Here is a 22,710-nt window from a genome sequence, read left to right on the forward strand (position 1 = left end):
CCCTATAACTGAACTAGCAGTACAAGGAAGTGCATCATGAAACCTGAATACGATAAGCTGACCACACCGGAAGTATTGATGTTAGCCAGCTCACTGAGCGTTTTGGCGGGTTCACTGGTTACCCTTGGAATGCTGATTCAGTAGTCATCCGGCAATATCAGGGTTAAGCCTATGGCTACAAAGACCTGGCGGGTGCCCGCCGAGGTTTTTACCAGTCCAGAACAACACTCCCCTTCAAATCATCAGCATACCCACTGTTGATCTCATCTTGGTTTATAACCACCGACAGCAGTTATCTCTGTGATGGATTTTTCTTTGGTTCCTATGGGACAGAACCCTAATTTTTTTGTGCTATTTAACGATGATTAAGAGATGGAAAAGCTCCAGACTCCATCCTTTGCCAAAGCACAGAGATCAGGCCATGAGTTCAGAATCACCCAGTGAAAACAGGCAGCGAAAGACGGGTGGTCTGGCACTCACGCTTTTTCTCTGGTTTATTGTTTTATCCATTGGGCCTGTTGTGATTGTTGGGCTGAATGAGTACAAGACCGGAAAAGAAGCCATTGTCAAAGATCGTTATGATCAGCTTTCATCAGTAAATTTTCAGTTAACTCAACGCATTAATGAATACTTTGATACGGTGTTAACCAATTTATTCATTATGGCATCATCTTCCGAAGCATTTATTACCGAACTGGTGATGGCTCCAGGATTTAAAAGCCAGCCGGTTTCTGAGTTTATTAATTCCAGGGAATACGGGGATATCTATGAAAAGTACTCCATGGAGTATGTGGATTTCCTGCGATTCTATGACTACTCCGATGTGATTCTGGGCGATGCGGCAGGCAATATTCTCTTCACAGTGAATGAATACAGTGATTTAGGAGAAAACCTGTTTTCTTCAGAACTGGAAAATACGTTGTTTTCCTTGGCTGTTAAAGCCAGCCTGAATGATCAGCAGCCAAAGTATGCCGACCTTGCTGCCTACCCGCCCATAGGCAATGAGAAAGTCATCTTTTTAATATTACCGCTGGCGGATTCCTTCCAGAAAGCGGTGGGTTTTATTGCGGTGCAGATTCACCCGAAGAATATTCAGGTGATGTTTGATAAAGGTGAGTCCAGTGACGTCGGTCTCTCGTCGTTTCTTGTCGGTAAGGATCGTAAAATTCGCTTTGGTACCCGGTTTGAAAATCAGGAGCAGCTTAAATTTGGCGATGATAATCCGCTCATTAACCTATGGTTAAGCCATCTTGAGGATGATGGGAGCTACAGAGAGGAAGAGGACCATTTCGGAGAATTCTCAGCAGATAATGGTCATGCTTTTGAGTCTATTGGCCAGCATGAGCATGATCTGGAATCCATTTCAGAAAGTCTTGACGCTTTAAATCTGGACGAGCAGGACGTGTTCGGTCGGGCGGCTAAAGCAAGCTTGAACCATATTCGAAGCTACATTCATGGTGAAGAAGTTCTGGGGATTTATCTACCAATAAATATTGCCGGAACCCCTATGGTCATCCTTTCAGAAGTAACGCACCGGCATGCTTTTGCATCAGTTCAGGACTTTCAACAACGCCTTTTTGTGCTTATCGCCATCACTTTTGCCCTGGTTGTGGTTATTGCTCTGTTTGTTACACGACAACTGGTGAAGCCCATCCGTCGGATTACCCGGTGGGTCAATCGAGTCGCCGCAGGTGACTATGCCGAAGGGACTGTCCTGAATGGTAATAATGAGATCAGCGAACTCAGTCGCAGTTTTGCCCAGATGACTGAAAGGTTGCGTACCGTCAGTGCGGAAAATACCCGGAAAAACTGGCTTCAGGAAGGTATGGCCGGGCTGTATAACAGTGTGCGTGGTGAGCAGGCGATGGCTGAGCTGTGTCGTAACATTGTGACTTATATTGCCCGCTATCTGGATATGCATTCCGGTGCCATGTTTGTAAAAGATGATAACAACCGGCTGCAGTTGATGGGCACCTATGCCTGGAGTAAACGCAATCAACATGCAAAGTCTTTTGCCATGGGTGAGGGGCTGATTGGTCAGGCAGCATTGGAAAGGGAAACGATGGAGATAGCCGATGTACCTGATGGCTATATGGAAATTGCGTCCGGACTGGGCTCTGCCAGACCAACTCATCTGATCATTGTCCCGCTGTGCTATGAAAATGATCTGAAAGGGGGAGTTGAGTTTGCCCGGCTTGGTCCAATGACGGATGAGCAGCGCCTGTTTCTCCAACATTCTGTTGAAAGTATTGCCATTGCCATTAACTCTGCCCAGTATCGAACCCGGGTTAATCAGCTGCTTGATACCACCACCCAGCAATCCGAAGCACTAAAGGAACAAAAAGAAGAGCTGCGTTCGGTTAATGAAGAGCTGGAAAAGCGAGCCGGTATTCTGGAGGAGTCTGAAGAAGAGCTGAAAGCCCAGAGTGAGGAGCTGCAGAAATCCAATGTCGAACTGGAAGAACTCAGCGAACAGCTGATGCTCCAGAAAGAAGAGATTGAGAGAAAGAATAAAGATATTGAGCTGTCCAGTAAAAAGATAACGGAAAAGGCGGAGGAACTTGCCCGGGCCAGTCAATATAAATCTGAATTTCTTGCCAATATGTCCCATGAGCTGCGCACGCCCCTGAATTCTTTATTGCTCCTTTCCCAGATGCTGGCAGAAAACGACGAAGGTAACCTGACAGAGGACCAGGTAGAGTCTGCGCAGGTGATTTACAACGGTGGTAAAGAGTTACTCGAGCTGATCAACGACATTCTTGATCTGTCCAAGGTTGAAGCGGGAAAAATGTCGGTCAATCTTGATGATACGCCCCTGAACGAGATCAAAGGCAGTATTGAAGCCATGTTTAACCCACTGGCAGAAAGCCGTGGTCTGCAATTTCAGATCAGCATAGAGAGCGGTACCAGCCGGTCTGTTTTCACAGATAGCCAGCGGCTAATGCAAATTATCAAGAACTTCCTTTCTAATGCGTTCAAATTTACCGAGGAAGGCCGTGTTCAGGTAAGGATGTTTAATGAAACCCGCTCTGGCCATTTTTCAGACGATACCTGGACTGGTTTTGCTGTTAAAGATAGTGGGATTGGGATTCCCAAAGAGAAGCAGGAATCGATTTTTGGCTCATTCCAGCAGGCCGATGGGTCTACCAGCCGAAAATATGGCGGCACCGGGCTTGGTCTGGCGATCTCCAGAGAGATGGCAGAACTTCTGGGGGGCTTTATTGAGCTGGACAGCAAGGAAGGTGAAGGAACCACCTTTACCCTGTTCCTGCCGACTAATCCAGTGTGTTCTCTTGGCCCTGAGAAAGTACTGGCAGAAAACTATGTGTCCGATGTGTTTGACCAGTCTGTGAGAGCGTCAGAGGCTCCTGCTCAAAAGCCAGAAATAGATAATAAGCCGGAGGAGGCGGAGTTATCTGAGCCTGCGGCATCGTTTGATTACCAGTTACTGGTTATTGAAGATGATCCTCATTTTGTCACCATTCTTGGTCAACTGGCGGGTAAACATCGCTTTGGCTGTTTGCATGCAGAAACAGGAGAGCAGGGAGTTGCCCTGGCCCGACAACATCAACCATCAGCCATTATTCTGGATTTAGGCTTACCGGATATGGATGGGCAGGAGGTACTTGCTCAGTTAAAAGGCGATGAGTCAACCAGACATATTCCGGTGCATATTGTTTCGGGACGGGATCCGCAGTCGGTTTCCAGCCTTGGCACTGTTGGTTATTTGAGAAAGCCCGTGACGGTTACCGATATTGATCAAGCGTTTTTGACCCTTGGACAGGCCATTAGCCAGGATATTCACGATGTACTGATTCTCGATCTGGATGAAGAGCAAAGATCCCAGGTAGGCAGCATGCTGGAGCAAAAAGGGCTCCATGTAGGGTATGCCAGCACAGCAGAAGAAGCTGAGAAGAGGCTTATTGATCAACAGTGGCATTGCCTGATTATGGACCTGGAGCTTGGGGAAGTAAGAGGGCTGGAGTTCCTGGAAAAAATGACAGGCAAGTTGGGATCAGATATGCCGTCAGTGGTCATTCACACCGCGCACCCTGTAGATAAGACAGAACATTCCCAGTTGCAGGAATTCACCAATGCCATGGTGATGAAAGGTGATAGAGCCCTGGAAAGAATCACGGATGAAGTCAGCCTGTTCTTGCATACCGTTAATAAGGATCAGTTGGATGATACGCCCGATGAGCCGGTGGCCGGGTCAGAGAAGCGTCTTGATGGACACAAGATTCTGCTGGTTGATGATGATTTGAGAAATACCTTTGCTCTTTCCAAAGCCCTTCAGGGCATGGGGCTGGAAGTTGTGCTGGCAGACAATGGCAAAAATGCGATCAGCAAGCTTGAGGAAGAAGACGGCATTGAACTGGTATTAATGGATATTATGATGCCCGTTATGGATGGCTATGAAGCCACTGCCACTATTCGGCAAATGAATGAATTCAAAGAACTTCCGGTGATAGCCCTGACCGCCAAGGCCATGGCAGGTGATAAGGCCAAATGCCTTGAGGCAGGAGCCAATGATTACATGACCAAACCGCTGGATATGGACAAGCTGACAGCAATGCTGAAGGTGTGGCTGCTGCGATGATGGAGACTTGCCCGGTAGCTGATCTGGAACTCGACTTACTGCTGGACGCTGTCAAGAAGCACTATGGCTATGACTTTCATGACTATGCCAAAGCATCCATGATCCGTCGGGTAAGAAAATACATGGAGCAGACCGGCATCAACCATATCAGTGAGTTGATTCCCCTGTTCCTGCACGATCAACGTGCATTTTATCGCTTTGTGAAAAGTATTTCCGTTGTGGTGACGGAAATGTTCCGGGACCCGGATGTCTTTAAAGTCTTGAGGGAAGAGGTCATTCCTGTGCTCAAGACTTACCCGTTTATCAAGATATGGCATGCAGGGTGTGCATCCGGTCAGGAAGTGTACTCTATGGCGATCCTGTTGGCAGAGGAAGGGATACTGGATCGTTGTCAGATTTACGCCACGGACTTCAATGATGATGCTCTGAATCTGGCCAAAAAGGGGATTTATCCGGCAGAAGATATTGAACTTTATGAAAACAATTACCGCCTTGCCGGTGGGAAGCATAAGCTTAGTGATTATTGGGTCAGCCTCTATGATTCAATCAAGGTCAACAGTCGTTTATCGGAACGGCTGACCTTTGCCAATCACAACCTGGTGACGGATGGGGTTTTTGGCGAAATGCATTTGGTGATGTGCCGCAATGTACTTATTTATTTCAATGAGCAGTTGCAGGACAGGGCGTTAACTCTGATTAACGACAGTTTATGCCCGAGGGGATTTCTCTGTATCGGGCGCAGAGAGAACCTGAAGTTCAGCCAGATCAGAAACCATCTTGAAGATGTCAGTAATACGCTGCGGATATACAGGAAGCTGGGCTCGTGAATTCAGTCGGCTGACAGAATCTATGGAACCTTTTGGGAATAAGACAGGGATTGTCTGCTATGGAGACAAAGAGCAAAGTCAAAATTCTGGTTGTGGATGACCGCCCGGAAAACCTGCTGGCGATGGATAAGTTACTGAAGCCGCTGGGGGCTGAGATCCACAAGGTGGATTCTGGCGAGAAGGCACTGTCTGAAGTTCTGGCCCATCACTTTGCGGTTATTCTTCTGGACGTGCAGATGCCCGGCATGGATGGCTTTGAGACAGCTACATTGATGCACAGTAACAAGCAAACGGCCAATATCCCGATCATTTTTGTGACGGCGATTAATAAAGATCAAAACTACGTAGCCAAGGGTTATCAGTCGGGGGCTGTTGACTATTTGCCTAAACCGATTGTGCCGGAAATTCTTCTGGGTAAAGTGAAAGTATTTTTACAGCTGGAGGAACAGCGGCTGGAGCTTGAACAGGTAACCAGGGAGCTGCAATGGATCAGCCAGAAGAACAAGCTGCTGCTGGACTGTGCAGGAGAAGGTATTGTCGGGGTAGATAAAGAAGGCAAGATAACTTTTATCAATCCGACAGCCTGTGAGTTGTTAGGCGGCGTTGAAGCAGCTTTTCTGGATCAGCACATCAGCCAGTTTCTTTTGGACGACACCACGGGTGAAACAGCTCAGGAGCAATGGCAGAAGTCAGCTATTTATCGTGAGTGCCTGGAACAAGGCGGGACACTTAAACAGTCCACTGAATTAATCAACGTGAGCCGGGGAAGATTTCCGGCGGAGTTCAATATTGCGGCCATCGTTAATAGCAGGAACGCGGTTCAGGGAGCCGTGTTTGTCTTTCAGGATATAACTGAGCGCAAACAGCTGGAAGACCAGCTAGTGAAAATGGCTAAGTATGATAGCCTGACGGGTCTGGCTAACCGGACGTTATTCAGGGAGTTTCTTCAGTCTTCAATGGACCGCAGTGACCGCTACCATAATAAGACAGTGGTTATGTTTCTGGATCTGGATCATTTTAAACAGATCAATGATCAGCTTGGCCATGATGCAGGGGATCAGTTACTGACCAGTGTTGCCAGTCGTCTGGAGGGTTGTATCCGTAAGGTTGACCTGATTGCCAGGCTGGGTGGTGATGAGTTCGCCGTGGTACTGGATGATGTCAGTAACCCGGAAGATGCCAGAACGGTTGCCAATAAAATTCTTGCTGCACTTAAGGAACCCCATGAGCTGGGCGATACTGCAAGAAAAGTAGGTACCAGCATTGGTATTGCACTTTACCCTGAGAATGGCAGCGATGCTGACGGTTTGATCAAGGCGGCAGATGAAGCCATGTATGTGGCGAAGAATGAAGGTCGGAATGACTTTCGGTTTTACTCCGACCTTAACCCGGATATTTCATAAACGTGCTCCCGCTCTCGCTTGTCCTTTGCCGCTCTAAGGGAGTTTTGTTCAGTCGACCGTACTCCCCGGTACGGCGCTCCCTCACAAAATCCCTTAGAGCGACAAAGTCCTCGGCTTTGGCATCCTGCGTCGCCCTACCTCCCACATCCATGTGGTCGTGCGCGAGATTCGAGGCAGTTTATGAAATATCCGGGTTAATCAATGAACGGTTAAGTTAACATTACACGTCGAATGCTGTATCCAGCTGTTTCTCGACAAACACTTTTTTCAACCTGGCAAAACGAGGTAAGCCGTTCAGGTAAGCTGGGTACTCCTCGCCTTCAATCAATGGTTCAAGATAGCCCCGGCAGGTTTGGGTAATGTTGAAGCCATCCTCATTGATAAAGTCCAGTGGCATTGTACGTTCGAAGTTGGCAACCTTTTCCAGTGCTACCTCTTTGATCGCCCAGCGATACGGCATGTCAGACTCTCGAATGATGGCAGGCATTACGGCATTGTGACCTGTTACGGCCAGTTCAACCGCTGCTTTACCCACAGCGTAAGCCTGCTCCACGTCAACACGTGAAGCGATATGGCGGGCAGAGCGCTGAAGGTAATCAGCGACAGCATAATGGTATTTGTAACCCAGTTCCTGCTTAATCATATTACACAGGGCTGGAGCTACACCGCCAAGTTGCTGGTGCCCAAAGGAGTCAATTACCGTTGTTGACGCGGAGATAAAACTGCCATCGTCGTATTTGGCACCCTCTGAAGCAACGATCACGCAATAACCTTCGTTATTGACGGTTTCATGGACTTTTTTGAGAAATTTTTCTTTGTCCAGCGGCAACTCAGGGAACAGGATAATATGCGGTGGATCACCATCCTGGCGGGCAGCAAGGCCGGTAGCTGCTGCCAGCCAGCCAGCATGTCGTCCCATGACTTCCATGACAAACACCTTGGTTGAAGTGTCGCACATGGAAGCAATATCATGGCTGGCCTCTTTGGTGGATACGGCAAGGTATTTGGCCGCCGAACCAAAGCCCGGACAGTTGTCGGTAACCGCAAGGTCATTATCGATGGTTTTGGGGACTCCGATACAGGTAATCGGGTATCCCATTTTTTCACTGAGCTGGGACACTTTCCAGGCAGTATCCATGGAGTCATTGCCACCGTTGTAGAAAAAGTAGCCAATGTTATGGGCCTGAAAGACTTGAATTAACCGACGATATTCCGATTCACTCTCTTCAAATGACTTCAGCTTGTAACGACAGGAGCCAAAGGCACCGCCGGGAGTCCTAAGTAATGCGCCGATGGTTTCATCGGACTCGTAGGAGGTGTCGATAAGCTCCTCACGCAAAGCGCCCAGTATGCCATTATGCCCTGCGTAGACTTTACCGATTTTATCCGGGTAACGACGAGCTGTTTCAATAACCGCGCAGGCGCTGGCATTGATAACAGCGGTAACACCGCCAGACTGTGCGTAAAAAGCGTGCTTCAATGTCATCGGTTAAATTCCGGGTGTTGCTGTGTGTTGTTTTGTGTTCCTGGTTGATTGCAGATGATACCCGATCAAGAGTTTATTGGTAACGCTGTTATGCATGAATTTTATGGGCTGATGGTCTTTCGATGTCAACGTCCTTTTGCGCATAAGGCAAAAACAATGTCAAAATTCTGGTATCAGGGACTTTAGGATCTGTGCCCAAATCTGGAGCGCTTTTTTTTGGAGAGATCGGGAATGCACATACACATTCTGGGTATTTGTGGAACTTTTATGGGAAGTCTGGCCATGCTGGCCAGAGAGCTTGGGTTTGACGTGTCAGGCTCTGATGAGAATGTTTATCCCCCGATGAGTACACAACTCGAAGAGCAGGGTATTTCATTATTTCAGGGATATGGTGCTGAAGCGATCAACCCGTCACCGGATCTTGTGGTGGTTGGTAATGCCATGAAGCGGGGGATTCCGGCTATAGAGTATGTGTTGGAGAAGGGGCTTCCCTACGTTTCAGGTCCCGAATTTTTTGCCAGGTACATAGCGCCTGACCGCTGGGTATTGGCCGCTGCTGGTACCCACGGTAAAACCAGCACCAGCAGTATGCTTGCCTGGATCCTGGAATATGCCGGTATGTCTCCGGGCTTTTTGATCGGGGGCATACCGAAAGATTTCGGGATTTCCGCACGACTTGGCAGTACCCCCTTTTTTGTGATTGAAGCGGATGAGTACGACACCGCTTTTTTTGATAAGCGCTCAAAATTTATTCACTACCAGCCACGAACCCTGATTATCAATAATCTTGAGTTTGACCATGCGGATATTTTTGATGATCTTGCGGCTATTCAGCGGCAGTTCCACCATTTGGTCAGGACAATACCGGGCACTGGTCGAATTATTTATCCTGCCGGTACTCCCGAGATAGAAGCTGTTATGGCTATGGGCTGCTGGTCTGAGCAGGAAGAATTGGGTGGCAGTCACAGCCTTTGGCAGGTTGCACCGGTCAGTAGCGATGGCAGCCACTTTCAGGTTTTGTATAAAGGCACGGTTGTCGGAACCGTGAACTGGCAGCAGGAAGGTGATCACAATGTTGCCAATGCTTTAGCAGCCATTGCTGCGGCTCACCATGTCGGTGTCTTGCCAGATACAGCCTGTGAGGCGCTTTCTGTCTTTCAGGGGGTAAAGCGACGGATGGAAATGGTGGAGGAGGTTGGTGGTATACGGATTTATGATGATTTTGCCCATCACCCAACGGCGATTGCCACCACTCTGGCTGGGCAGCGAGCCAAACTCGGGGAAAATGCGAATATTCGTGTGATCATTGAACCCCGATCAAACACCATGAAAATGGGCGTGCATCAGGAGACATTGATCGCCTCCACCGCCAAGGCATCGGAAGTTATCTGGTTTAAACCACAGGGGCTTGACTGGCCATTGGCCGAGTTAGTGCAGGATAGCCCGGTAACGTCATCGGTTATGGATTCCACAGAAGCCATTGTGCGTTATCTGGTTGATACCGCCTCGGCTGGCGACCATTTGCTGGTGATGAGTAATGGTGGGTTTGAAGGGATTCATGGCCGTATAGCCAGTGGGTTGAAAGAGAAACTCAAGAAAAATTAAGGTTAAGTGATGAGTCGATCAAATCCTGAAAGAGTAACATTAGCCATCACGGGGGCTTCCGGAGCTCAGTACGGGCTTCGGCTACTGGAAAGCCTCGTGGCGGCAGAGCAACAGGTTTTTGTCCTGGTTTCCAGGGCGGCAAAAGTGGTTCTGGCCACAGAAATGGATCTTGAGATCGGTGATACGCCTGACGCCATTGAGCAATTTTTTATCAACCGTTACCGTGCTGCTCCCAGACAGATTCGTGTGTTTGGTGAGGATGACTGGATGTCGCCTGTCGCTTCAGGCAGTGGTGCTCCCAGCTCAATGGTGATTTGTCCCTGCAGTACCGGAACCTTGTCGGCCATTGCCTGTGGTTTAAGTAATAATCTGACACAGCGGGCAGCAACGGTGGTATTAAAGGAGCGACGCAAGCTGATCATAGTGCCCCGGGAAGCCCCCTATTCTGAAATACATCTGGAAAATATGTTGAAATTGAGCCGGATGGGCAGTGTTATTCTTCCTGCGTCTCCCGGTTTTTACCATCGGCCGGAAACCGTGGGTGACATGGTCGATTTTATTGTTGCCCGGATACTGGATCAGCTGGGAATTTCCCAGAAGTTAATGCCGTCCTGGGGGGATCATTGTCTTTGAAGAGGCTGGTTGTTCTGCCCCCGGAATAAAAGGTTTCAGGTTGTAAAGCCATAACGCCAGGGCATCCAGATAGATGGGCAGATTGGTTGCCGGGTCTGCCGGACCTGCCGCCAGATCAATGTCAAAACCCGGCAACTCCTGTCTTACTACTTCCTTCTGGTAAATCCCATGGGGCTGTTCTGAGATAACCAGGGCAGTTCCCGGTAGTGGGCCTGATTTCACCCAGTGCTTGAGGGTGTCGCGGGTATTGGGCCTGTGCCAGAAGCCGTCCCTCCAGTTTCTTGGCGTATCAATAAACTCAACCGGCAGGGCTCTCATTGCTTCTGGCATGGACACCAGTTGATGCAGCATGATTGCCGCCTCTGTTTCGGTAAAAGGGAGTGGGTCCGGGGTCTTCTTGTCAGGCTTTTTTGTGAGAATGTCCAGGTAGTCAGCCCCCGGGGTGAGAGGGCGCTGGCCCACCAGAAAAATCAAACGCTTGAACCGGATACCCTGACGCCACCAGTCAGTTAACAAGTCCAGCCTGCGTTTCATGCCGGGGGCAGTGGCTCCCAATAGCAGTGCATAATCATATTGTCTGGTTAATGGCCCGATGGGGGATATGAGTCCAAGCTTTTCAAGCAGATCAAGGACTCTGTGCCTTTTGTCCGTTGATATATCCAGCCCTGGTAATTCCCACCGTTCCTGTCCCGGTTTTCTGCGCCAGACCTGGGTGGTATCGATCATTGACTCCAGAGTAGGAGCATGGGAAATGCGCAGCTCTGTTAACAGTTCATCCAGTGTTAACGTGAGCGTTTTATAGTGTTGACCAGGATCGACGGTATCCGCCTGGGAAAGCATGGAAAGATACATGAGTGTCCCTACCAGAAACCGCTGGTAATTGAATCGGTAATGGAATCGACTCTTCCAGCCGGGCATTGTTTTTGTCCCTGATGATGGCGCAGGGACAAGCATAGCTGGTTCTCTTAACAGGTTATTAATGCTGAGTTGACGCAGAAGTAGCGGTCTGGGCCTGTTGCTGGAGAATAAGCTGGCTCAGCTCAGGCTGTTCCCAGTTCTCCGGGTAGTGTTTGGCCATTGCTTCCATCATGACGGTATATTCATCAGCGGGTTTTTTCAGCAGGTAAGTCAGGAAGGTAAAGATTCGATCAGACATTTCTTTGTTGATCTGATTCAGTTGTTGATCGTTTATCTGTCCTTTTTTCTGACACTCTTCAATGGTGGATTGACGAATGCAGTTGGCGGATATGATCAGCGCCAGTTTCTCGATGTTTTGATCTTCCATGATGGGCTCCATGCCTGTATAGATAAAATACGTTTACCTATATAAAACTAGTTGCTGTGGGAGGGGTTTCAAGCCTGACAAATAAAAACAGGGGAAGAGATTCCCCCAATTAAGGTTGAGGCGACTGAAGGCTGGTTAAATCGGGTTTATCCCGATCGGTGTTATACTCAATGCCCAGTTGCCAGCCTGTAGCAATCAGCAATCCGCCAACAGTCCCCCAAAGCGGTCCGACAGGGGTTAAGACACCTATAACGAACCCTGCCACACTGCCAATTCCGGTTTTGGTAAAAAAGGGCGGTAACATTTCACCAAAATGTCTGGACACATAATTAACAAGCTTTACTGCCCGACTGTAGAGGCCTTTGAAAAAGCATGAGATATTACTCCATGCGGAATGCTCTTCACTGGAGCTGGAGGACATACGGATTTTGGTAAAAATGCTGGCGATTTTTCTGCCAAAGCTGTTGCCACTTTCATCACTTTTATCACTGTGGCTCAGTGAAGCATCAGTAGAAGGGGGGGGGGCGTTGGGGATAAAGCCAGCAGATTGGTATGATACGGTCATTTTAAGCACACTTAATTATGTCGATTTGATACTTAAGACCAACAAAAGCAATTAAGGTTCCCACCTTTACTTGAAAATTTAATTGATCCTGGCGTGATGAGTAGAAAAATAGATCTTAATAGGTCTTAAAGGGGACATCCGGGATTTGTTAATTTACCGGGGCATCCCAATTTGGAGGAAACTTATAAACATCCGGTTATTGAGTACCACTCGCTGATACTCTCGATTTCTTCTTCAGATATCAGCCTGGCAATATTACTCATTGGCTGGTGAGTGGTTCTGGCGCCGTTTCGGTAGTATTGCAGTTGCTTAACCATGTACTCTTTTTTCTGACAGGCCAGATTAGGGTTAAGTGGCGTTGTACCAATACCGGTTGGGCCATGGCAACCCGCGCAGAGCTGCATCGCTTTTGCCTGTGCTGCTTCAAGGTGTTTGGGGGGAGGCTGAATTTGAGTAGCAGACTGCTGGTCAGTACATCCAGCCAGAAAGAAAACGGCGACTGGTACTATTTTTTTGATTTTAAAGGCTATTTTCATCAAACCATCGACTTCACTTAAATTGAGGGAGCGGTTAATAAACCACTTTACGTTTGCCAATACATGTTAGAGCCTATTGACGTTTCGTTGCAGGCACGCAACGAAACGACAACAGTTCCAGTCATTCAGCTTTGTCAATCCAGTGCCTTACCTTCATCTGTCAATCTGAGCCATGCATGGGAGTACCAGTAGTAGTGCTGACCACTGTTGGATGGCGCAGTACAGTTGTAACGAGTTCGGCCTACTGGTAATGGTTTATTGGCTTGAGTCCTGAGCAGAGTCATCTCTTTATTTAGCCAGGTTACCTTCAGCTCACCCTGGCCGGAGGCATAACACTTAAGCTGTTTTTTCTGGTAATCCCCTTCAGCCAGGGCCAGCTCCAGTTCGGGCTTAAGGTTATCCTGTGTGATCAGTGATGAGTCGGGGCTCTGGCTGGTCACTGGCAGAGCCCTGCTGTTGACTTTAGTGGCAAAGTCATTCAACCCATAAATACCAGCCATGGGGAAACGGGGCAGACGAGTGAAGTCAGAATATTCACCAGCGGCTCCGGACTGCTGACCAAATCCTGTATAACCCATCTTATCCAGTGTAACTCTGAGTTCCGGGGTGGTTTCGCCAAATGTCCAGGCAAACATCTTAACACTTTGACCGGTTTGCTCCCGGATTCTGGCTTCTGTCATATACAGGTCCTGACGGAACCGGGAAAGCCACTTTGCCCTGGTTTCTCCGGGCAGCCTTTCTACACTGTGGGCGTGGCTCATGGTGTGGTTTGCCAGGGTAGCACCTGCTTCCGTCATTTCCCGCAGATGCGCCCAGCTGAGGAAGTTCTGATAGTTTTTATCCACCGGTGTGGGCGTGACAAAAATGGTAAATGGCAACCCCTGTTCCCTGAGTATTGGAAATGCCTCGGTGTAAATGCTCAGATAAGCATCGTCAAAAGTGATGGCGACTGTTTTTTCCGGTAATGCCTTTTTATTGCGAAGTGCCTCAACCACATCAACCAGTGGCATCACATTGAACTTATTCTCCGCAAGATAGTGGATATGTTTCCTGAATGTCTCGGGGGTGACGCTGGTTATTTTCGGGGTTTCATTACTGACATGGTGATATTGCAATATGACTGCAGAACCGGATCCCTGACTCAAGGCCGGGATTATCGAGAGCAGTGTAAAAATGCAGGGTATGGATTGCCTCAATTTACCGACAACGGGCTTCAGCAGTAATGACAAGCTCACAGTATTCCCTTAATACGGTTTCCCCCAGCTGGATTCGGGGCAGTTGATGAAATATCCGGGCTGGGATTTTAACCTTCAACAAGGGGAATTTACTATCGTACTAATGACCACTTTTGGCTACTCAGGTATCCAGAGCCTGGTTCCATGTCCAGTGGTTAACTCCTTCCGGACAAAAAAAACCACCGATCAGCAAAGGCAGGGGCTGATTGGTGGTCCAAGTTTCAATAGCGAACAATTAAAAGTTTATGAGCGGTCAGCTCATTCTTCCTTTAGACCTTGGTCTGAACCCTGACCGGCCTGACAAGCCCCTCCTGGATGGTAGACGCTACCATTACTCCAGCCTGATTGAATATCTGGCCTCTTACCAACGCCCTGGCACCGCTGGCATGGGTGCTTTCAATAGAGTGCAGTAACCACTCATCCATCCTGAATGGGCGGTGGAACCACATGGCATGGTCCAGACTGGCTATTTGAACGGGTTTCTGGAAAGCGGCAGCTCCATGAGGGTACATGCTGGTGGGTAAGAACTGAAAGTCTGAGGCATAGGCCAGAAGGTATTTATGCAGCCCGGGGTTATCGGGCAGTTTTCCGTTGGCTCTTATCCAGATTTTATGGTTTGGTGCTCTGGTGTCTTCTGCCATTGGATCAACCGGGTCAGCAAAGCGAATCTCAATGGGGGTATCGCTGAGCAGTCGTTTTTGCAGAGGCTTGGGAATCAGGTCGCTGTGCCTTTGAATCAGGGCTTTTTCGCTCAGTGCTTCATCCGGGGGGATGACGTTTGGCATCGGGTCCTGGTGTTCAAACCCACTTTCGTTTAAATGAAAGGATGCGGACAAATTGAAAATAGGGCGACCATTTTGCACGGCTACTACCCGGCGGGTATTGAAGCTTCTGCCATCTCGAATGCAGTCCACCGTGTAAACAATCGGCTTGCTGCTGTCGCCCTCACGAAGAAAGTAGCTATGGAAGGAGTGAACATGACGTTCTGGATCCACCGTCTGCCTTACCGCAGACAGTGCCTGGCCTAATACCTGGCCACCAAATACCCGCCCCCAACCAAGGTCCTGACTCTGGCCCCGGAATATATTGTTTTCAATCGGTTCCAGTTTCAGTTGATTAATCAGTTCTTCCAGTACATCACTCATCCTGTAACTCCCTGGCTGCATACCGTTGTTGAGATTGGCTGCAGATTGTGTTGGTGTTTGGGTGACAGGGTAACAACAGGCCCGCATTTACCCTGTAAAACTGGCGCAGTTTAAACGCTCAGGCCTGCTTTGCAAATCAGGCTGTACCAGCAGGAAGGATTAGCCCACAGCCCGTTATAGCTGATAAATTGTGGGTTTTATGAGTCTGGCCGGTTAACACCGGTAAGCTCGGGCTGTTTACGATCAAGCATCTGGCAATATTTCTGGTAACGTTCCGATGTCATCATGGGTAGTCTATTAGAATGAAACTGTAGTCTAATTCTGATAACACATCAGCCCAGATCGATAGCAAGGTATTTCCCACCAAGGCCGCAATAAATCATGGATAACGCTTATTTTGATGCCATTCATATATGGTTACAGCAGAATACTGGCCTGATTGGTCCTGCTGTAGCAATGGTGGCCTGTCTGGAATCACTGGTCGTGGTGGGCATTGTTCTGCCGGGTGTGGCCCTGCTGTTTGCACTGGCGGCTATTGCCGGGGCGGCTTCCATTTCTATCTATCCAATCCTCCTGTGGGCTTTTCTGGGAGCTGTTGTTGGTGATGGGGTCAGTTATCTGCTTGGCTATCATTACCACGAGCGAGTCAGAGGCTGGTGGCCATTTAATCGTCATCCTCAATGGTTGGAGCGTGGTGAAGATTTCTTCAGGAAGTATGGTTTTTTAAGCATTGTGATCGGGCGTTTTGTTGGTCCTGTCCGCCCCATCATACCGGCAGTAGCGGGTATGATGGGTATGGTTCCCAGGTACTTTTTTACCGTTAATATTCTCTCAGCCCTGGCCTGGTCTCCGGTTTACCTGCTTCCGGGTTACCTGACGGGAGCCGCACTTCAGTGGCATGATAAAGTGCCCGATCAATTGTTGGCTGTGTTGTCAGCCATTACCGGTGTTGCCATCCTGCTTCCGCCGTTGCTGATCAGTGCTCATCGTCACTTCAAGCCCCGGTTTATTGGGTATCTGGTGCTGGTATCAGGGTTGCTTGCCTTACTTATTGCTGCTCACCGGGCAGGGGTGCTGGAGAGTGTCAATCAATGGCTGAAAGTCGTTCAGTTGTCCTGGTTGCAAAAGGTGATGTACTGGGTGGTTCCGATTGGCAGCATTCCTGTTTTGGGTATTGTTTCTGCAGGTGGCTTATTCTGGCTTTACCGTTCTAATCGGCTTGCCACTCTGTTCAGCCTGTTCTTTGGTGGTGTGTTAATGGTTTGCTCTGTCTGGCTTATCAACGGGCTGGCAGACAATGACAGTTCTGTGACATGGCTTGATCCTTATGCTTTCCCCTCTGTGCATACAACAGCCATCGTCTATGTACTGTTTTCTTTGGTTACCCTGGTGGCAGTCAATCGTCCATTTAAAGTCCAATGGTTATCGGCCAGTGCCGCTTTGGGGCTGGTGATGATTGACGCTTTTGCCCGGTTGGTTTTGCAGGTTAACTGGTTTGGCGACGTTATGACGGGATTGTGCCTTGGTTTATTCTGGGGACTGGTTACTCTTGAGCTGACAAGCTGGGCTGAAAAGCAGAGTCAGTGCCCGGAGTAAACATATTTTTCCCGTTTGATTTGCCGGGGGGATAACCCTCTGTCTCTGAGCAGAGTCACGCAATCATCAATCATACCGGGGTTTCCGCAGAGATAAACCACATCGTTTTCAGGGTTCAGGTTGAGGGCGTCAAACTGGTCTTGCACGTGGCCAGCATACTCATGGTTTGCTGTATTTACGGTGGACTCACGGCTTAAACAGGTGCGGTACTTTAAGTTTGGCAGTTGGGCAAAATCTTCAGAGTAAATGCTTTCCTCTCGATATCTGAAACCCTTTACAACGGTGACAGCTGTTCCCTTATCACTAAGCGTTTTCAATTGCTGAATCATGCTTCGATAGGGAGCAATCCCCGTGCCAGTTCCCACCAGAAGAAGCTGTCCGGGAAAGGTGTCCGGAAGCGTGAGGGCTCCGAACGGGCCAGAAATATTCAGTTCGGTTCCGGCAGGGGCTTTCTGGAAAAGCCCGGAAGCAACCCCACCACTGACCAGGCTGAGCGCTACTTGCAGCAGGCCGGTTGCCTTATAGTCCTCTGGTGCGTTGGCAATGCTATAACTTCGTTTATGAAGTTTTCCATCCATCTCAAACTGCAGCTGCACAAACTGTCCGGCAATAAAATTGAAACTCGCTCCTTCGTCCTGTACCAACTCAAAGCTCAGCTGCAGTGTATTGGCACTGAGCTGTTCAGTCTTATAGAGTTTTGCAGAGAAAAGAGAACCGGGCATTAATGGCTATCCTCATAACGTTATTTAAGAGCTACCGCTTTCATAATAGCTTCTGATCATCCGTGCGAGGGTTCCTCTCCAGGGTTTATTATGAACGCCAAAGGTACTTAAAATTTTCCGGCAGGAGAGGGTTGCATTGGCTGGTGCCTGAATACCATTACGATCGTTCAATTTATCCATACGCAGTTTTCGGATTTTCAGGTCCTGAAATTGCGATGCCTCAGAAATCACCACCTCGGCAAAACGGTTTTCAGAGATAGACTCTGCACCGGCGTAATGATAAGTACCCCAGGGTTCAGCCCCACAGCCCAGTTGCTGGATGATCGCGACAATAACTCTTGCCGCATCGTCGCTGGGGGTCGGGCACCCCTGTTGATCGGATACCACGGCAACTTCTTGCTCTTTGCTGATCTGATCCAGAAGGTACTTTAAAAGGTTGGTGCGCCGGTGGCTGATGACCCAGGATAGACGAAGAATGATATGCCTTGGGCAGCGCTCACTGATTTGCTGTTCTGCCTGCCATCGGCTGGTGGCCAGAACACCGGCAGGGTTAGGTATATCTTTTTCGGTATATGCTTCCTTTTTGCTGCCATCAAAAATCCGGTAGGTGGAAATATAGACCAGAATGGCCTGCTGCCGGTGGCAACCATCCGCCAGTGTTGCCATGGCATCCCGGTTTATCCGGAAGCATTTGGAGGGCTCGTTTTCGGCCTTAACCGGATCGTTATAACCTGCACAGTTGACTACGATATCTGGCTGATAATTTTTCAGGCAGGCATCAATGGACTCAGGCTGTTCCAGATTTAATTCATCCCTTTTCGGAGCGATACAATGGATCTGCTTATCAAGGAACAACCGTTGTACTTCCTGGCCGATCAGCCCGGTACCACCAATCAATAGTATTTTCATAAGCACTCGGCCGTTATGAGTTAATGATCACGGGCGATTCAACGCCATTGGATCAATACACTAAATAGCTCTATTGAAACATGAATAAGAGGGCTCAGGAAAAGAATTCTCAACGTTGAAAACATTGGCAAGAGTGATTGATGGCAGTAAGGTCTCTGATAAAAGCCGAAGTTATAGTAAGATAAGCCACTTATTTCCGTCTATTTTTACATTGATGAACCTTCTGAAATCAGGGTCTGCTGACGATGTATCTGGCTGAAGCTCCTGTAGAGCAGCATGAAGAAGAGCGTATTCTTCTTGTGGATGACAATCCGACCAATTTGCAGGTATTACTGCAAACCCTCAGTGGCCGTGGCTATAAGCTTCTTATTGCCAAGAATGGAGAGAGTGCTCTCAGGATCGCTGTCAAGGCAAAGCCCGCTTTAGTGTTGCTGGATATTATGATGCCTGGCATGGATGGCTATGAGGTCTGCCACCGGCTCAAGGAAAGCCCTGAAACCCGCAATATAACGGTGATTTTCCTGTCCGCTCTGGATGACACCAAAGACAAGGTCAGGGGCCTGGAAACCGGCGCTGTGGACTTTATCTCCAAGCCATTTCAAGCGGAAGAGGTCATTGCCCGGGTACAGACCCAGTTGAAAATCCATAAGCTTGAACAGGCACTTTCAGCGAGAAATCGACAGCTGGAGGCTGATAAGGCCCGCATTCTGGAAAGTATGAATGAAGGGATATTCGGCCTTGATCGACTGGGACTGATTACCTTTGCCAACCCGGCAGTCTCTGCCATGACCGGCTGGTCCATAGAACAACTGACGGGTCAGAACCTGATTCAGTTGATGAAAGGGAGTGAAGATGCCCCATCAGGGCCACTGGCACCGATTGAGGTATCCCTGAGCAAAGGTGTCAGTAAAACCGTTGAAAATGCCACTTTCCTGCACAGTGACGGTTCGCCATTTCCGGTGGATTTTTCCTGTACGCCGATTATGGAAGACAGTTCCCCTAGTGGCGCAGTGGTTGTGTTCAGGGATATTTCCGAGAAAAAAAGGCAGCAGGAAGCTCTGCAGAAGGCTCTGGATGAATTGGAAAGCCAGAAAGAGCAACTGACCCATGTCTCCCGGTTGAGCACCATGGGTGAGATGGCCGCTGGCTTTGCCCACGAGGTAAATCAGCCATTGACCGCGATTTCCAATTACGCCCAGGTGGCCAGAAGAATGCTGGCCCGGCTGGAATTGGCGGATGATCTTGGTCTTTCCGAGGCCATGGAAAAAGTCAATACCCAGGCCCGGCGGGCCGGGGAAATCATTGCCCGTATTCGCTCTTTTGTGAAGAAGCCGGACCATGTTCTGGGCAGCGTCGATCCAAACCGGTTGATTCAGGACACTTACAAGCTTGCTGAAGTTGACGCCCGTAACAACCATATGGAAATCCATCTTGAGCAGGAAGAGGGGCTTCCGAATGTGAAGGTTGACCCTGTGCAGATCCAGCAGGTGGCATTGAACCTGATTCGTAATGGCATGGAAGCGATGAGAGATATGGAGACCCGCAGTATCGGTGTCTATGTTCGTACCGAAAAGCTGGATGATAACTTTGTCAAAGTGTCGGTCATTGACCGTGGCCATGGTCTGGCAGATGATGCCGAAGAAAAACTGTTTACGCCGTTTTACACCACCAAGGCTGATGGTATGGGTATTGGACTGACGGTATGTCACTCCATTATACAATCCCATGGTGGCCGGTTGACATTCCAGCGTCACCCGGAAGGCGGGACGATATTTGAATTTACCATGCCGATTGCGGACTGATAATATGGCTGTTTTACAGCCTTTTATTGCAGAGAATAAACGATAGTGGTGATGCAAGTTGCCGGGAGAAAAGACATTGGCTGATCAAGTGACGGAGTACATGCATGGACTGGGCCAGAGAGCCCGGCAGGCCAGTAAGGAGATGGCTGTTGCTGATACTGCGATGAAAAACAGGGCACTTCTGGCGATAGCAGACGCACTGGAAGCGGATCGTTCACAGCTGAAGTTTGTCAATACCCGGGATCTGGACGCTGGCCGGGAACGTGGGCTTGATGCTGCCATGCTGGATCGCCTTGAACTGACCGATGCTCGAATTGATGCCATGATTGAAGGTCTCCGTCAGGTGGCAGCCCTGCCAGACCCCATCGGTACAATTGATGATATGAAGTATGTGCCCAGCGGTATCCAGGTAGGCAAAATGCGGGTGCCACTGGGCGTTATAGGCATTATCTATGAGTCCCGTCCTAACGTTACCGTGGAAGCAGCGAGCCTGTGTCTGAAATCTGGCAATGCGGTTATTCTCCGTGGAGGCAGTGAGTCCATTCACTCCAATCAGGCTATTGCCCGGTGCATTCAGCAGGGGCTGGCCCAGGCAGGGTTGCCTGAAGATGCGGTTCAGGTGGTTGAAACTATTGACCGTGCCGCTGTCGGAGTGCTGATCACCATGCCTGAATATGTCGATGTGATCGTACCTCGTGGTGGCAAGGGACTGATTGAGCGCATCAGTGCTGACGCCCGGGTACCGGTGATTAAACACCTGGATGGTGTCTGCCATGTGTATCTCGATGATCGGGCCGATCATAGCAAGGCCGTTCGGATTGCCATGAATGCGAAAACCCATCGCTATGGTGTGTGCAATGCCATGGAAACGCTGCTGGTGCATCAGGACGTGGCTCAACCTTTGCTGCGGGAGCTTTCAGGACTTTATTCTCAGAAGGGTGTTGAACTCCGGGGATGTCCTGTTACCTGTGAGATTCTGCCCGGTGCGGTACCAGCAACAAAAGAAGACTGGTCGGAAGAGTATCTTGGTCCCGTTCTGGCCATTAAAGTGGTCCTGGATATGGATGAAGCAATTACTCATATCAATCACTATGGTTCCCATCATACCGATGCCATCGTCACTGAAGACTTTACCCGTGCCCGCCGCTTTATGCGGGAGGTGGATTCAAGCTCTGTTATGGTGAATGCATCCACCCGCTTTGCCGACGGGTTTGAATATGGGCTGGGTGCTGAAATTGGTATCTCTACCGACAAAATCCATGCCCGTGGGCCTGTCGGCCTGGAAGGGCTGACTTCGCAAAAGTATGTGGTTTTTGGGGATGGACATATTCGCCAGTGATACTGCTCTGATAGTGGATTTCCGCCTCTGGAGGGTATCGGGCATTGACTTCTATGATTAATGCTGAGAGCCTGCCCTGTTTAAATGGCCTGATTCGGCACAGAGTAACAAACCATGCTCTGCCGGATCGTCAATACGAGGTTAATTTTGCAGTCTATGCATTCTGATGAGTTAAAACAGCTTGTTGTCGAAGCTATCGAAGAAGTAAAAGGTAATGAAATCACCTGTTTGAATGTTTCGGGTCAAACCAGTGTGACCGATTTTATGGTGATTGCCTGTGGTACCTCCAACCGCCATGTAAAGTCGCTGGCGGATAATGTCATTGAGCAGTGTAAGAAACATGGTGTTCGGCCGTTAGGGGTTGAAGGGCAGGACAAGTCCGAGTGGGTTCTGGTGGATCTTGGTGATGTCGTTGTCCACCTGATGCTGCCTGCTACCCGCCAGTTCTATGACCTGGAAAGACTTTGGGACAGCGCTGACCTGGTTGTCGCTGAGCCCTCCTGATGCGGATTCGGCTGATATCGGTTGGCTCAAAAATGCCGGGTTGGGTTGAAGAGGGCTACAGGGAATACAGTCGTCGGCTTGGTGCGGACGTGAAACTGGAGCTTGTTGAGATTCCTCTCGGTAAGCGCAGTAAAGGCTCTGACATTAATCGCCTTCAGGAGAAAGAGGCTGGCCAGATGCTCGCTGCTGTGGGTTCAGGCGACCTGGTGGTCACCATGGAAATTATGGGCAAGGCCTGGAGCACAGAGAAACTGGCGAACAATATGGGAGCGTGGCTACACAGTGGCCGCAATGTCAGTTTACTGGTCGGCGGACCGGAAGGTTTGCATGCCTCATGCCTGGCAAAGGCGGATCTCCGCTGGTCATTGTCGCCATTAACATTGCCTCACCCGCTGGTCCGGGTTGTGGTGGCTGAGCAGATTTACAGAGCCTGGAGCATTCTTCACAATCATCCCTACCACAAGTAAAACTGATGTAACCTTGATTGACGAAGTACTTTCACTCAAGTAATAGTGAAG

19 protein-coding genes are annotated in these 22,710 nt (G+C 49.2%); 10 read left to right on the plus strand and 9 right to left on the minus strand.

Annotated elements, in window-relative coordinates; translation table 11 throughout:
* The first annotated feature begins 421 nt into the window (after window positions 1-421).
* Genes J7438_RS01245 through J7438_RS01255 form a run of 3 tightly spaced genes read left to right on the plus strand, consistent with a single transcriptional unit; the run spans window position 422 to window position 6,830 of the window.
* Complete coding sequence (locus tag J7438_RS01245) at window positions 422-4,600, plus strand: response regulator (protein WP_209275115.1); 4,179 nt, start codon at window positions 422-424, stop codon at window positions 4,598-4,600.
* The gene (locus tag J7438_RS01250; protein ID WP_209275116.1) at window positions 4,597-5,427 is read left to right on the plus strand and encodes a CheR family methyltransferase; all 831 of its coding nucleotides are present in this window, start codon (window positions 4,597-4,599) and stop codon (window positions 5,425-5,427) included. Before J7438_RS01245 ends, J7438_RS01250 begins: the two co-directional genes overlap by 4 nt.
* Window positions 5,428-5,486: 59 nt before the next feature.
* Window positions 5,487-6,830 carry a two-component system response regulator gene (locus J7438_RS01255; protein ID WP_209275117.1) on the plus strand — a complete coding sequence of 448 codons (1,344 nt, stop codon included), beginning with the start codon at window positions 5,487-5,489 and terminating at the stop codon, window positions 6,828-6,830.
* A gap of 220 nt (window positions 6,831-7,050) precedes the next feature.
* Here the strand turns inward: J7438_RS01255 and J7438_RS01260 are convergent, their stop codons facing one another.
* Window positions 7,051-8,316 (minus strand): 6-phosphofructokinase, encoded by a 1,266-nt coding sequence (locus tag J7438_RS01260; protein ID WP_209275118.1) that lies wholly within the window; start codon window positions 8,314-8,316, stop codon window positions 7,051-7,053.
* A 231-nt stretch (window positions 8,317-8,547) separates the two neighbouring features.
* On the opposite strand from J7438_RS01260, the gene mpl reads away from it, so the two are divergent.
* Window positions 8,548-9,921: a UDP-N-acetylmuramate:L-alanyl-gamma-D-glutamyl-meso-diaminopimelate ligase gene (mpl, locus tag J7438_RS01265; protein ID WP_209275119.1), complete on the plus strand. Its 1,374-nt coding sequence runs from the start codon at window positions 8,548-8,550 to the stop codon at window positions 9,919-9,921.
* A gap of 9 nt (window positions 9,922-9,930) precedes the next feature.
* Complete coding sequence (locus J7438_RS01270; protein WP_209275120.1) at window positions 9,931-10,554, plus strand: flavin prenyltransferase UbiX; 624 nt, start codon at window positions 9,931-9,933, stop codon at window positions 10,552-10,554.
* Here the strand turns inward: J7438_RS01270 and J7438_RS01275 are convergent.
* The 6 genes from J7438_RS01275 to tesB form a co-directional block, all read right to left on the minus strand.
* On the minus strand, window positions 10,522-11,472 hold the full coding sequence (locus J7438_RS01275; RefSeq protein WP_209275121.1) for a hypothetical protein: 951 nt from the start codon (window positions 11,470-11,472) through the stop codon (window positions 10,522-10,524). The two genes, J7438_RS01270 and J7438_RS01275, sit on opposite strands and share 33 nt — an antisense overlap.
* Before the next feature lie 58 nt (window positions 11,473-11,530).
* The gene (locus J7438_RS01280; protein ID WP_209203357.1) at window positions 11,531-11,839 is read right to left on the minus strand and encodes a hypothetical protein; all 309 of its coding nucleotides are present in this window, start codon (window positions 11,837-11,839) and stop codon (window positions 11,531-11,533) included.
* Between the two features lie 109 nt (window positions 11,840-11,948).
* Complete coding sequence (locus J7438_RS01285; protein WP_209275122.1) at window positions 11,949-12,404, minus strand: hypothetical protein; 456 nt, start codon at window positions 12,402-12,404, stop codon at window positions 11,949-11,951.
* A gap of 182 nt (window positions 12,405-12,586) precedes the next feature.
* Complete coding sequence (locus tag J7438_RS01290) at window positions 12,587-13,000, minus strand: c-type cytochrome (RefSeq protein ID WP_209275123.1); 414 nt, start codon at window positions 12,998-13,000, stop codon at window positions 12,587-12,589.
* A gap of 74 nt (window positions 13,001-13,074) precedes the next feature.
* A complete protein-coding gene (locus J7438_RS01295) occupies window positions 13,075-14,175 on the minus strand; it encodes a polysaccharide deacetylase family protein (RefSeq protein ID WP_209275124.1) in 1,101 nt (366 codons plus the stop codon).
* Between the two features lie 269 nt (window positions 14,176-14,444).
* Window positions 14,445-15,320: an acyl-CoA thioesterase II gene (tesB, locus tag J7438_RS01300; protein ID WP_209275125.1), complete on the minus strand. Its 876-nt coding sequence runs from the start codon at window positions 15,318-15,320 to the stop codon at window positions 14,445-14,447.
* Window positions 15,321-15,701: 381 nt separating this feature from the next.
* Between tesB and J7438_RS01305 the strand changes: the two genes are divergently transcribed.
* Window positions 15,702-16,916, plus strand: coding sequence for a VTT domain-containing protein (locus J7438_RS01305; RefSeq protein WP_209275126.1), 1,215 nt, complete (start codon window positions 15,702-15,704; stop codon window positions 16,914-16,916).
* On the opposite strand, the gene J7438_RS01310 is transcribed toward J7438_RS01305, so the two are convergent.
* Complete coding sequence (locus J7438_RS01310) at window positions 16,901-17,638, minus strand: FAD-binding oxidoreductase (RefSeq protein ID WP_209275127.1); 738 nt, start codon at window positions 17,636-17,638, stop codon at window positions 16,901-16,903. The two genes, J7438_RS01305 and J7438_RS01310, sit on opposite strands and share 16 nt — an antisense overlap.
* Window positions 17,639-17,662: 24 nt before the next feature.
* Window positions 17,663-18,547 (minus strand): SDR family oxidoreductase, encoded by an 885-nt coding sequence (locus J7438_RS01315; protein ID WP_209275128.1) that lies wholly within the window; start codon window positions 18,545-18,547, stop codon window positions 17,663-17,665.
* A 245-nt stretch (window positions 18,548-18,792) separates the two neighbouring features.
* Here J7438_RS01315 and J7438_RS01320 point away from each other — a divergent pair, with 245 nt between their 5' ends.
* The 4 genes from J7438_RS01320 (at window position 18,793) to rlmH (ending at window position 22,659) form a co-directional block, all read left to right on the plus strand.
* The gene (locus J7438_RS01320) at window positions 18,793-20,349 is read left to right on the plus strand and encodes an ATP-binding response regulator (protein ID WP_209203365.1); all 1,557 of its coding nucleotides are present in this window, start codon (window positions 18,793-18,795) and stop codon (window positions 20,347-20,349) included.
* A gap of 76 nt (window positions 20,350-20,425) precedes the next feature.
* Window positions 20,426-21,688 (plus strand): glutamate-5-semialdehyde dehydrogenase, encoded by a 1,263-nt coding sequence (locus J7438_RS01325; RefSeq protein WP_353620082.1) that lies wholly within the window; start codon window positions 20,426-20,428, stop codon window positions 21,686-21,688.
* A gap of 156 nt (window positions 21,689-21,844) precedes the next feature.
* Window positions 21,845-22,192 (plus strand): ribosome silencing factor, encoded by a 348-nt coding sequence (gene rsfS, locus J7438_RS01330; RefSeq protein ID WP_209203385.1) that lies wholly within the window; start codon window positions 21,845-21,847, stop codon window positions 22,190-22,192.
* A complete protein-coding gene (gene rlmH / locus J7438_RS01335) occupies window positions 22,192-22,659 on the plus strand; it encodes a 23S rRNA (pseudouridine(1915)-N(3))-methyltransferase RlmH (RefSeq protein ID WP_209275129.1) in 468 nt (155 codons plus the stop codon). The genes rsfS and rlmH overlap by 1 nt, the downstream gene beginning before the upstream one ends.
* The last annotated feature ends 51 nt before the right edge of the window (window positions 22,660-22,710 follow it).

Source organism: Thalassotalea sp. G20_0 (assembly GCF_017744175.1).
In the GTDB taxonomy this organism is placed as follows: domain Bacteria; phylum Pseudomonadota; class Gammaproteobacteria; order Pseudomonadales; family Endozoicomonadaceae; genus Endozoicomonas.